This is a genomic window from Sporomusa sp. (genome assembly GCF_035561255.1).
Lineage (GTDB): Bacteria > Bacillota > Negativicutes > Sporomusales > Sporomusaceae > Sporomusa.
Genome location: NZ_DATMXX010000061.1, coordinates 1 through 12,575, shown reverse-complemented (window position 1 = coordinate 12,575; position 12,575 = coordinate 1). Strand labels below are relative to the sequence as shown.

The 12,575-nt window shown below is 46.9% G+C and carries 9 protein-coding genes; 3 read left to right on the top strand and 6 right to left on the bottom strand.

Annotated features, from left to right (window positions below; genetic code table 11):
- The first annotated feature begins 256 nt into the window (after positions 1 to 256).
- A complete protein-coding gene (locus tag VN379_RS03260; protein WP_325530747.1) occupies positions 257 to 1,507 on the top strand; it encodes an NAD(P)/FAD-dependent oxidoreductase in 1,251 nt (416 codons plus the stop codon).
- Positions 1,508 to 1,550: 43 nt separating this feature from the next.
- Here VN379_RS03260 and lplT read toward each other — a convergent pair whose 3' ends face one another.
- The 6 genes from lplT to VN379_RS03230 form a co-directional block, all read right to left on the bottom strand.
- A complete protein-coding gene (lplT, locus tag VN379_RS03255) occupies positions 1,551 to 2,747 on the bottom strand; it encodes a lysophospholipid transporter LplT (protein WP_325530745.1) in 1,197 nt (398 codons plus the stop codon).
- Positions 2,740 to 4,851 carry an AMP-binding protein gene (locus VN379_RS03250; protein ID WP_325530744.1) on the bottom strand — a complete coding sequence of 704 codons (2,112 nt, stop codon included), beginning with the start codon at positions 4,849 to 4,851 and terminating at the stop codon, positions 2,740 to 2,742. The genes lplT and VN379_RS03250 overlap by 8 nt, the downstream gene beginning before the upstream one ends.
- Positions 4,852 to 5,167: 316 nt before the next feature.
- Positions 5,168 to 6,022: a 2-oxoacid:ferredoxin oxidoreductase subunit beta gene (locus VN379_RS03245; protein WP_325530742.1), complete on the bottom strand. Its 855-nt coding sequence runs from the start codon at positions 6,020 to 6,022 to the stop codon at positions 5,168 to 5,170.
- Positions 6,023 to 7,780 carry a 2-oxoacid:acceptor oxidoreductase subunit alpha gene (locus tag VN379_RS03240; RefSeq protein WP_325530740.1) on the bottom strand — a complete coding sequence of 586 codons (1,758 nt, stop codon included), beginning with the start codon at positions 7,778 to 7,780 and terminating at the stop codon, positions 6,023 to 6,025. It abuts the gene before it with no gap.
- A gap of 209 nt (positions 7,781 to 7,989) precedes the next feature.
- Positions 7,990 to 10,242, bottom strand: a complete 2,253-nt coding sequence (locus VN379_RS03235; RefSeq protein WP_325530738.1) for a cation-translocating P-type ATPase — start codon at positions 10,240 to 10,242, stop codon at positions 7,990 to 7,992.
- A 172-nt stretch (positions 10,243 to 10,414) separates the two neighbouring features.
- Entirely contained in the window at positions 10,415 to 11,041 is a 627-nt protein-coding gene (locus tag VN379_RS03230) for a hypothetical protein (protein ID WP_325530736.1), read from the bottom strand.
- Between the two features lie 192 nt (positions 11,042 to 11,233).
- On the opposite strand from VN379_RS03230, the gene VN379_RS03225 reads away from it, so the two are divergent.
- Positions 11,234 to 12,241: a hypothetical protein gene (locus tag VN379_RS03225; RefSeq protein WP_325530734.1), complete on the top strand. Its 1,008-nt coding sequence runs from the start codon at positions 11,234 to 11,236 to the stop codon at positions 12,239 to 12,241.
- Positions 12,242 to 12,386: 145 nt separating this feature from the next.
- The coding region (locus VN379_RS03220) for a hypothetical protein (RefSeq protein ID WP_325530732.1) at positions 12,387 to 12,575 on the top strand (189 nt) is incomplete at its 3' end.

Here is a 12,575-nt window from a genome sequence, read left to right as displayed (position 1 = left end):
GTCTGGGGCCGTGTCATAACTAATGATAAACCACTATCCAATATTGTACCAACGATTGTTAGAAACTATCGTATCCATACATAATAGATATTATTTATTTGTCTTTATCCAGCTTATAGTATGAATATAACAAGTAGCTGTTATTAACTTTCCACCAATTGTACTTGGATTACAGTATAGTACCTTGCTAAAATACCTTAATGACCATTGGCAAGACTAGTTGCGATAGCTACTATCAAGAGAGGAAGATATTCTTATGGCAGAACAACCAAAAGCAAAGCATGTTGTAATCATCGGGGCCGGTTTTGGCGGAATACGGGCAGTTCGCGCTTTAAGTAAAGCTGATGTCCGGATAACCCTAATCGACAAACATAATTATCATTTGTTTCAGCCGTTATTATATCAAGTATCAACTGCCACATTATCCATTGATGATATTGCCTACCCGATAAGAGCTATGATAAAGAATCAAAGAAATGTTCTTTTCCGGATGGGCGAGGTAAACACCATTGATTTTGAGCGTAAATCGGTGATACTTGATACTGAGGAAATAGATTATGACTATCTGGTGGTAGCTACCGGCGGCGTTACAAACTACTTCGGGATTAAATCTGTGGAAAAGAATAGTTTTGGTATGAAAAACCTGGATGAATCAGTAACCATCCGCAACCACATCCTCCATCAATTTGAATTAGCTTCCTATGAAAAAGATATGGACAAACGCCGGGCACTCTTAACCTTTATCATTGTCGGCGGCGGACCTACCGGCGTCGAGTCTGCCGGTGCCTTATCTGAATTAATTTATTTGGTAATGGCCAAGGAATATCATACGCTTAATTTTAAAGAGGTTCGCATTGTATTAGTTGAGGCTTCAGATAAAGTATTGGCAGCAATGCCTGAGGAATTACGCGAAACCACCGTGGAAACCTTAATTCGCAAGCATGTTGAAGTCAGGCTTTGCGTACAGGTCACTGATTATGATGGTGAGCGGTTAACTATCAAAGGTGGGGAGATAATCCCCACACATACAGTCATCTGGGCAGCCGGGATCAAGGCCGCGCCTATTCTGGACAAATTGAATATCGAACAGGATCCGGCCCGACGTGCAATGGTAAATGAATTCTTACAACTGCCGGCTCACCCGGATGTTTTTGTTATCGGCGATTCCGCCCATTACGAGTATTCCGGGCGGCCTTTACCAATGATTGCACCGGTGGCAATCCAACAGGCCGATGTTACAGCCAAAAACATTAAACATCTCATTGAAGAAACACCACTAGAAAAATTCTCGTATAATGACGTAGGCAGTATGGCAACAATTGGCCGCAATGCAGCCGTAGTTCACATGGGGCGTATTAAACTAAAAGGATTTACAGCTTGGTTAATCTGGTCTCTTGTCCACATTCTACGCTTAATCGATTTCCGGAATCGCTTTGTCGTATTTATGAAATGGGTGTGGGAATATATATTCTACGACCGGCTTGTCCGCATTATTACCCGCCAATAGGGCTGCCATTAAATCCCACGGCCAGCTGATCTGTACTTGCAATTCACCGGAACCGGTCCTCTGCCTGAGGATCGGTTTTTTTACCTAGTTTACTATATATAAGCAGATAACTGACACACAGCAGCAATACAGCCCCTGTAGCCCCGATGGCGTTATGAACGGTAACCCCTTTTTGGACAGCAAAGGTATACAGGCCTACGCCCAGGCACATGAAGGAGTTTTCAAAAAAATTCTGCACGGCGATGGTCTTTCCTTCCCCGACAGTACGCTGCCCTACCTGCTGCAAAGCAGCATTCATCGGTACAATATAGATGCCGCCCAACACCCCTATCAGCAGTAAAAAGACAATCGCAGTGTGAAGGCTCCCGATGAGAAGAAACGTTAGGATACACCCGCCCATTGCATAACCGAACCAGACAGTGCGGTGATAGTTTTTAATGGTTATCAGATAAGGAGTAACTGCCGCCCCTACCGCGATACCCACCCCGGTTACAGCAATAATCAGACTGATTGAGGTACCGCTGGTAATTCCCAGCATAAGAGGCACCCAGGCAAAAATAATCATACGCAGCACGGCAGAAGCTAACCAGAAGGAACCGCTGCCGATCAGCGAATAGTGGCTTTGGGGATTTCTAAGCAGGGTGACAATATCAGCGTAAAATTCACCAATTGCATGCCGATAACCCACACTCCGGTTGCCGGGATTCTTAGGAATCATGGTGTTAACCGCAATCGAGGCTCCGTATAGTACTAAACAAGCACTCAGCGCCAGCGATACCGACAGGTCAGATAACATCCCCCCGGCTACAGAGCCGGTTAAGATAGCCAGGATGGTATAGCTTTCTAAGCCTGAATTGGCCCTAAGCAGTTCATCCTCATTGCGGGTAAGAAAAGGAAGTATCCCATATTTGGCAGGGCTGTAGATGACTGCTCCCAGGCCTACTGCCGCATAACTTAATGCAGGATTGCAGCCAGCAAACAACAACAGCACCCCACCGGCTTTTACGATATTCCCAATAATCAGCACTTCAGACTTGGTCTTGCGGTCTGCGAAACGACCCACCCACGGCGATAAAACAATATAAGAGACCAAAAATGTACTCTGGACAAAGGGTAAGTAATAGTCCGGATAACCGTCCCGGTTAATGATTGCCAACACAATAAACAAGATCATATTGTCGACAAATGCCGATAAAAACTGGGCCGTAAACAACGCTTTTAGCGGTGATAACCTAAGCATCTTTTTTAACCTCGTTTATCCCCCAGCCCTTAAGAGTTACATAGTCGATTTTCCCGCTGCCCAGCAGGGGTAGTTTATCAACCACGATGACCGCTGCCGGCATTGCCAGCATACTTTGCCGGGTCTTACTCATGAATTCCCGCAGCAGTTGTTTCGATGCAGCTTTGTGCATCGTGTAGAGGATCACCTTTTCGCCCTTTTTAGCATCGGGAAGATTGATGGCCGCGTTGCGATCTGTACCAAAACAGCTTTCAGCGGCTTTCTCCACAGCGTCCAGGCTAACCATCTCGCCTGATATCTTGGCAAACCGTTTCAACCGTGAACGGATCCTGACAAAACCGGCTTCATCGATACTAACCATGTCACCGCAGTCATACCATTCAGGGGCCGGCACGAAGCCGCGACCATGCAGTAAATACCCGGCCATAACGTTAGGCCCTTTGACAAAAAGATTGCCGCCCTCAGAGATCCCGGGAATTTCCTCAGTACGCCATTCGATACCGGGTAGAAATTTGCCTACTGTCCCGGGTTTACTGAACAGCGGTGTGTTCAAGCTCAGTACCGGCGCCGTTTCGGTAGTACCATACCCTTCAAAAATCCGTACACCAAACTTTTCCTGCCACAAGCTGCGCACTTCATCGTTTAGTTTCTCGCCCCCGGCCGGTACATAACGCAGGTTATAAAAATCGTAGTGATGGGCAGCTTTCGCATAGCCATGCAAAAAAGTCGGTGTTCCTAACAGCAGTGTGACATTCCGGTCATAGGCAATTTCAGGAATGGCTTTGTAGTGTAAGGGTGTTGGATACAGAAATACCTGGACACCGCTAAGAACAGGCAGCAACGTACCTGCGGTTAAGCCGAAGGAGTGAAACATCGGCAGAGCATTCAGCATTTTATCCCCGGGGGTATAATCAATCACACTGGCGATCTGATTAAGATTCGCGAGGATATTGGTATGGCGAAGTACCACACCCTTAGGTTTGCTCTCACTGCCGCTGGTAAACAGGATCAGGGCGGCATCTCCCCTGGCTGTTTGCCGGGTGAGATAGTTATATAAGGCACTTAGCCTGTCAGCCAAACCGATTTGCTGCTTACTATCTTCCAGGTAATTGAGTTCAAACCGGGAAGATAACCGTGCTGCCAACTCTTCCAAATGTCCTTTGGCGATAAAAGCCCGCGAGGTTAGGATTTTTTTTACTCCGGCGGTCTCAGCACAGTCCAGGTTATTTTCCGCGCCAGCGCTAAAGTTGAGGATGGCCGGGGTTTTGCCGATGCAGAAGAGGGCAAATAGCGTAAGCAGGTGCCCGATTGAGTTAGGCAGCAGCACCCCAACAGGGTGTTCCCCCGGTAACAGTGGCTGCAGCTTTGCCCCTAAAGCATAACTGCTAATGATTGCCTGACGATAACTGACCGTTCCCCCGATGTCCTCGGCCATATCCTTTCCCATGCCATGGATTTGCCCGGCAGCCAGTAATTTATCGAAAAGATTTGTGGTTTTGTCTTGCTGTTGCCTGGCCTGAAACATGGTTTGTTGCAACAAACGCAGTATCCGGTCACTGATCTCCCGCTTCTGCAGACGAAAGCTTTGGCCGGCAGCAGCCAAAAGTTGCTCCCGTGAAGCAACGTAGATGGTTACCTGCGGAAACCATTGCGTTTTGACCTTGGTTTTCATCCGCGACAACCGGGATCGCTCCGGTCCGCGAAAAATCACAGGTTGAATAAACGCACCTGTTTTTAGGGCAATAAAGCCCACACCGCTATAGATCTTCATCAGGTTGCCGGTAGTAGTGATCCGGCCTTCAGGGAACAGCACCACCGGGTGTCCGGCCTTGATAACCCCGACGATCTTCTTGACCGAATAGGGGCTAAGCGGGTCGACAGTTGTATGGTTGACCCACTGCAGGATAAAAGAAATCCTGGCTGCAATTGTTGTGTTGACAACAAAGTAGACCTCCCGGGGTAGGTACGCATATAAAAAGATTGCATCAAGAAACGAAACATGGTTAGGCATAATAATGCTTGGGCCGCTAAACTGGAACCTCTCTCTGCCAATTACCCTGGTTCTAAATAGCAATTGCAGCAGCCAGCGCAGAATCGTTCTCACGTTTCTCCCCCTTATTAGCCTACAGCCCAAATTTTTGCCGCAGGGATCTGATTATCAAAATACTACGTCTCTGCTTAAACACGATTTGTTTCCCCGGTTTCAGCCTATCGATTTTTGAGACTGTTTCTAATGACTATTCCTGGGAGTATAAATCATGAGTAAGCTCATGATTTAATTATACCATGAGCTTACTCATTGATCTTCTTCAATCACTATTCCCACCTCCGTTTATTTTTGGTTGCCGGAAGGTGCCTGAGAAAAACAAAAACCCTTCGTCTCATACCGAGACGAAGAGTATTGAAAAATTGCAAAGTGATTATGCCAGCTCATCCATCAACAAAGAGACCGGAATATTTTCCAAGGTCTGTTTAACTAACGTCGTATTGGCTAATTGCGGTAACGAGTCTTCAAATGTCCGCCGCTCAGTATGATAAAATACACCAATAGGAATCTTATCCCCCCATTGGCCGGCGACAGACGTTGCTCTAGCATAATCCTCAGGATTATACTCTGGCAGCGTATCCAACCGGTAGACACGGTCCTGATACCATTTGTACGTGTTAACATGATTAAAAGACACACAGGGCTGGAGAATATCAAGCACCGAAAAGCCCTTATGCTTTACTGCCTGGGCCATCATATCGGCAAGCTGGGGATCAGCGGCAGTTGACCTGCCAACCCAGGTAGCTCCTGCCTGCAAGGCCATCTGAACAATGTTAATCGGCTGTTCCACATTGCCTTGTGGCGCAGGAGTGAATTTTGTAATTGTACCTAAATCACTGGTCGGCGAAGCCTGACCTTTCGTGAGGCCATATATTTGGTTATTGTGGATGATATAGGTAATATCAAGATTACGCCTGGCAGTATGAATAAAATGCCCCATTCCCAAACCCATGCCGTCTCCATCGCCGCCTTCGGCGATGACAGTAAGCTGATGATTAGCCAGTTTGACACCGGTGGCAACAGGCAGTGTCCGGCCATGGAGGGTTTCAATCCGGTAGGTATTAAGATATTGGGCAATCTTGCTGGAGCAACCAATCCCGGTTACCAGGGCAAGCTGCTCCGGGTCCAGCGCCAACAGCGAGACTGCTTTTTTAAACGCAGTAAATATGCCAAAATTACCGCAGCCGGCACACCAGGTCGGGACATATTGTGTTTTTAACGCATCCATCTAAGCGAGTACCTCCTTTATTTTTTCCAGTAGTAAAGAAGGGTTAAAGGGACGTGAGTCATATTTTAAATAACAGGTATCAACGGTAAAACCGGTATAAGCCCGGATCATGGCAGCCATTTGCGCGGTTTTATTGCCTTCGACCAGCAATGTCTTTTTGCTCAATTGCAGGGCCGACTGCACTGCTTCGGCTGGGAATGGCGACGGATATAAAATCTGAAGAAAATTAACCAGCCTGCCTGCTTGGTTTAGCGTGCTTATCGCCTCTAAAATGGCTCCTTTGCTGGAACCCCAGCCAATCACCGTAAGTTCGGCCTCGCGTGGACCGTGAAGCTTGATGCCGGGAATATCCTGCAGCATAGCAGGCACCTTACTGAACAACTTATCAAGGCCGGCAGCAGTTACTTCCGGCTCTGTTTGAGCATATTCACGGTTGCCTGAGCTATAAAAACCGTCTTCGCCGTGGGTATAGCTGGTAACAATATGCCTCCCGCCTTTTTGTCCGGGGATTGCCCGCGGTGAAACCCCATCCGGGGTAATCGAGTAACGTAAATAAGGCTGATGTTCACCAAGCCAGGCTTCATCTACCAGCTTACCGCGCTCAATAGTGAGCCCCTGCTCAGCAAAATAGGTATGGATCACGCTGGAATCAGCCAAATACTTATCTGTCAGGATGATACCAGGCACCTGATATTTTTCCACAAGATTAAACAGGCGAAACGTTTCAGCAAAACATTCCTCGATATCACCAGGCGCAACAACAATGCGCGGGAATTCCCCCTGTGAAGCATATACAACAAAGTTCAGATCAGCCTGGGCAGTACGGGTGGGTAAGCCGGTACTGGGACCGCCCCGCTGAGCCTCAACGATGACCAAAGGTACTTCTCCCTGGGCAGCAAACCCCAGGGCCTCGGTCATCAGGGCAAAGCCGCCGCCGCTGGTGGCGCCAATACTGCGGACACCGGCAAAACCGGCACCAATCAGCATGTTGACTGCTGCAATTTCATCTTCAGCCTGTTTAAACACCAAGCCATATTCTGTGGCATGATCAGCCAGGTAGGTTAGAACGCTTGAACCCGGCGTCATGGGATAACCGGCAGCAAATTTAACCCCTGCTCTTAGGGCAGCAATCGCTATGGCATCATTACCGTTCAGGAGCATCTTTTTCTCACCATCAGGCTGGAAAACCAGCGGAAATGGTTTGTGCTCTGCATACTGCTGCCGGGTTAGGTCAAATGCTTGCTGCAGCAGCGCCAGGTTTTGCCGGAGAATATTCTCTTTTTTAAATTCTGTTCGCATTATCCCGGCTATGATCGCCAGGGGAAAACCGGCCAGTGCACAAAAGGCGCCCAGCATAGCGCTGTTTGCCATCACTTTAGCCGCTTCACCGGTAAGGGACCCAAGCAGATTAACCGGATATAGCTTCACCCCTGCCGGAACTCTTGCCATATTGGGCTTGACTGCTTCACTGTCATATAAAACTGCTGCTTCCTCAACCAGCTTCTCATAGTTCTGATCCAAGGCCTCCTGGGATAATGCCCCTAAAAAGTCTAACCGCTCCTCATGGGCTTTTACCGGTCTGCTGTCAAAGCTTACTGTACAGGTATTAAGCCCGCCCTTGATTAATGAAGGATACTCATTAACTACGAATGCCCACAATCCATTGCGGCCTGCCGCTTTGGCAATTATCATGCCTGCGCTCATTATGCCATAGCCTGCTTGCCCGCCAAACATAACGGTAAATGGTTTTCGCGACATACAACATCCTCCGTCCTGTTCTTTATTTTCCGACTGCCTGCCATATCTTACCTAGTAAACGTTGAATAATAATTATTAATTAAACATTATTCGACATTTGCCACTAACCACCTGCCAGAAATAGTAAAATTATCAAAAACTTTCTTCAATGTAAAAGAAGGCCCTGAACTCCGCCACAGTTCAGGGCCTTCAGTATTAAGCTAAACCATTTATGGTTTCGGCTCCGGCGATTCTGGTTCATAGGTAAGTGTATAGCCGTCATCCCCGGCAGGGCAGCACGTGTCTTCCTCACTCACCCGGTCCGGTGCGTAGGAAAGCAGTCGTGTGGAATTAAGTACTACCGCAAGGGTACTGGCATTATGCAAAATAGCTGCCAGAAAAGGCGAGATCAGTTTGGCTGATCCCAATCCTAACCCAAGGATATTAGCCCCAATGGCAAAAAGGAAGTTCTGTCTGATCACTATCAATGACCGTTTTCCAAGGCGGATTACTTCCACGATCTTCTCCGGATTGTCTTCACGCAGCACAATCCCGGCTGTTTCAATAGCCGCATCGGCTCCGCCTACCCCCATGGCAACACCAACATCGGCCAGTGCCAGGGAAGGGGAATCGTTAACCCCGTCACCAACCATGCCAACCACATGGCCTTTATTTTTTAAGGACTTTACTAATTCGAATTTATCCTGTGGGAGCATATTAGACCAGGCTGTCTTTACCCCCAGTTGATTTGCTGTTTCCTGGACAACGGCCTCCGTATCGCCGCTGACAATCCCGATATTGATAATACCCTCTGCTCTAAGATCGCAAATAGTCTTGGCTGCATTGTGCCGTAACGCATCCTGGATAACAATAACGCCTACCACCTGAGTCCCGCTGCCAACATATACCAGCGTTGAATTTTCTTCAAAATCGCAGATTAATGCCGGAATTCGCGGTGACATCTTAACCCCCATCTCACTTAAGTACCGTGAGTTACCAACATGGATCGCTTTGCCATTGATAATGGCCTTAACACCACTCCCCACAGTCATTTCACTGTTAGGAATAACAGGGAGGGTTATCCCCCGTTTTTCAGCAGCCGCTTTAATCGCATTAGCAAGCGGATGATTGGCATTAGCCTCAGCGGCAGCGGCGAGCGTTAAAATAGCAGCAGCATCATATTTCTGCTGAACGGGGATTACTTCGACTACTGCGGGTTTCCCCTCAGTTAGCGTGCCTGTTTTATCAAATAACAGAAAATCCACTTTTCCTGCTTCTTCGAGATAGCGGCCGCCTTTAACGAGAATACCCCTGCTGGCGGCATTACCGATGGCGGCACTGAGTGCAGTCGGGGTTGCCAGTCCGGCTGCACAGGGACAGGCAACAATCAGGATTGTCATGGTACGGCGTATATCCCTGGTCAATAAAAATACAATAAACGCCAGAAGGAAGGAGGCTGGAATAATCCGGGCCGAATATTGGTCAGCCATCCTCTGGATCGGGGCCTTGGAATGGGTTGCCTGTTCAACAAGATGAATAATACGGGCCACAGAGGTTTGATCACCTACTCTTTCAGCCCGTATATATAAAGTGCCTTGCTCAATGGTAGAGCCTGCCAGCACCTGATCACCCGGGTGTTTATAAACAGGTATCGGTTCCCCTGTTAAAGCAGCCTGATTTACAACTGCTACGCCCTCAACCACGGTCCCATCCACCGGAATTTTACTGCCTAGTTTTACTGTAACTGTATCATTTTGCTGTAACTGGGTTATTGGAATTGATATCTCTTGCCCATTCACAACAATCCAGGCGTTTTTCTGGTTTCCTTCAAGCATTGTGCGAATCGTACGACGCGATCTGTCTAGTGTTAGCGTTTCTATTAAGGTACTCAGGTTAACCAGCCAGACCACAACTAACCCGGTGGCTCCTTCACGTAATAATAAAGACAGAAGCGTTGCTGAGCCGATCAAGATTTCATTGTTTAATTTTCGTTGTAAAATAATACTTTCCAAGCCACTACGCAGTATTGGTATCGCTGTAATCAATGTGATCAGACTTGTTACCCTTTCCATGCCAATAGAGATAGGGCTGTAACGGCAGAAATATTTAAATAAATAATACAGCAGGGTAACGCCGCCAAGAGCAACCAGGGCAATTTGAGTAGGAATGGCCATATCCTCTAACTCAAAAGGTTTTCTCTTTTCTATATTTTTTTTGTCTATAATAGCTTTTTTTTGACTTGAACCCTCACAGTTGTATCGCCGGAGTAAAGAGCATAAGCTCTGTTCAGACATCCTGATTGGGTCATATAGGATTAATATTTTCCCTGATTTAGGATTGGCATTACATTCTTTAATCCCGGTCTGATTCTTTAAAAATGCTTCCATAGAAGAAGCAAAGCCAGGATTAAACCTAAGCCGGGGGAAATACAGGCGAATGCGTCCTGGTAATTTATGGACAATATGTGGGGATCCTGTAGACAAAGTTGTTCCTCCTTTGAGGTATAAAGACTCCCAATAGATAAAATGGCAGACAATCGATATTGGTTTTATATCGTAAAAATATCGTAAAATAAAAATAATCCCAGACACTGGGATTATTGTGTCTAGCAAAGCCAACGCCCTGCTAGAAGTATTATATGGAAGATGCTTGTGTTTATACGGCAGCCCCTGAAATAGGCAAATGCAAATTTGTCTTGTACTGCAGAAACTGCTCTTGAACCTGCTCAATGAGTAAGGCCTCGCAGGCAAACAAAAAATTAATAATGCTGCCCCTGATCCGTTGCCCAAGATCAGCCAGAGCAACTGCCAGCTGCTGTTTAGGCGAGCAACCGCAAGCATCCAGTGCCCATGTTGCAACATTGACATGAACAGGGATCAATCTTTTCTTGGCAGTCTTTAGGGCGTGATCCCAGACTTTATTGCCCAGACATTCAATACACTTGGCCGTACGTAATGAGGTACGATGTTCCTCAATAATTGCCTGTAAAGGTCTTAATGAGAATGAGGGAAAAGGGCCTCTGAAAACCAGTTCCGTCTCTGCTGAAAAACCGTATCGCCGGAGATGAAAATTCAAATGTTTTAGCAGCCGGCTATGCATCTTGCCTTTTTGCAGTTCATATAATGCGCTTGGCCATTCCAGGGTAGTCTTGTGAAGCAGACCTTCAGCTAACCGCTCTATTTCTTCCGGTCGAATTCGAGTATATATTTGATGGAACTCCCAACGTATATCTCTTTTGCATTCTACTAATAGCGCATCCATCGGCTGTAAATATGCTGACATAGATCAGAAGCCTCCTTGAAGATACCGATAATCATTATCATTTAAACTTATTATAGTATATGTTGTATACTTAGTCAATATGTGTACCATAAAAAACAATTTTCTGGTTGCGTAAATACTGCATAATATGGATAACCGTGGAAACAATACTCTTGTTTACACTATTGCATAATGCTCATAGGGAGGGATATAATGCCTGATATAGAAGCACGGTCTGACGCTAATTATAATGAACAACGTGAACCACGATCTAATGACAATTATGACCCGCGTTATGAGGATAAGCGCGAGGCACGCTCTGACTACAACTACGACCCGCGTTATGATACCAGGCGTGAAGCACGCTCCGACTGCAACTATGATCCTCGTTATGATACCAAGCGCGAGACACGCCCTGACTACAACTATGACCCGCGTTATGAGGATAAGCGCGAGGCACACTCTGACTACAACTACGACCGGCGTTATGATGATAAGCGCGAGGCACGCTCCGACTACAACTACGACCCGAGTTATGATACCAGGCGCGAGACACGCCCTGACTACAACTACAACCCGCGTTATGATGATAAGCGCGAGGCACGCTCTGACTACAACTACGATCCGCGTTATGATGCCAGGCGTGAGGCCCGCTCTGATATGCGCTACAGCCGAAGACAGCGTATGCGTGAGTTAGCCCTGGGAACCAGCAATGATGAAACAGTCATGGGGCTTGAACAGGTATTTCGTGCCAAGCTTGGTGCAATACATAGTTATGAACAGAGATTAAGCACTGTAACAGATCCTTACGCCCGCAGGGTACTACAACAGATGATCCGTAAGGAACGGGCAGAATTACTTCATTTATCTGAACTAACCGAATTAGTTGAACAAAGTCCGGACATGAATAGTTTCACCAGAAGCAAACGCCGTGTTAACCACGAGATCAAAATGCGTACAGGCCAAGACCTGACCTTCTGGTTAGGAGCAGCTGTTGTCGGGGCCGTTTTACTGCCAAGCGTCCGGGAAAAACTACGCCCCCTGGCGGTTAAGACAGTTCAGGGTGTGCTCGGTTTGACCGATCAGGCTCAAGGATTATTCAGCGGTATGCGTGAAGATATTGAGGATCTGGTAAGTGAAGCCCAGTTTGAACGCTTTAAAGATTCCCTTGATGATCCGGGAGAGGCTGGGCCACTTGCACCGGAAGAAAGTTCTACCTAAGCTAATGTATATATTCCGCAGTAAGTAGTTTGCAGATGCATCGGGATGGTGTGTTGACAACACACCATCCGCTTGCAAAATACTTGAACACGTTCTATATAGGCACAGGCCGCTTCCAGGTAATAAGTGTTGTCGGGAGGAAAAATTGGCTACTGTTGAATTGTTGCATCAGAAAATTTCAAATGCGCGCCGCGAGTTGCATGAGGCTATTGATATGAGTATCGAACTTAGACGCCAATCCCCCCAGACTAAAGAGGCAGTAGTAAAAATCTGGGAAGAATTTATGGGACAGTTTTTTGGCTATATTAAGAAAAAAAGTAAAGAATCAAAAGAT

What these genes read in the sequence shown, in the direction of transcription:
- VN379_RS03260 (WP_325530747.1), top strand. Translation starts at nt 257, where the DNA reads ATGGCAGAACAACCAAAAGCAAAGCATGTTGTAATCATCGGGGCCGGT.
- lplT (WP_325530745.1), bottom strand. Translation starts at nt 2,747, where the DNA reads ATGCTTAGGTTATCACCGCTAAAAGCGTTGTTTACGGCCCAGTTTTTA.
- VN379_RS03245 (WP_325530742.1), bottom strand. Translation starts at nt 6,022, where the DNA reads ATGGATGCGTTAAAAACACAATATGTCCCGACCTGGTGTGCCGGCTGC.
- VN379_RS03240 (WP_325530740.1), bottom strand. Translation starts at nt 7,780, where the DNA reads ATGTCGCGAAAACCATTTACCGTTATGTTTGGCGGGCAAGCAGGCTAT.
- VN379_RS03230 (WP_325530736.1), bottom strand. Translation starts at nt 11,041, where the DNA reads ATGTCAGCATATTTACAGCCGATGGATGCGCTATTAGTAGAATGCAAA.
- VN379_RS03225 (WP_325530734.1), top strand. Translation starts at nt 11,234, where the DNA reads ATGCCTGATATAGAAGCACGGTCTGACGCTAATTATAATGAACAACGT.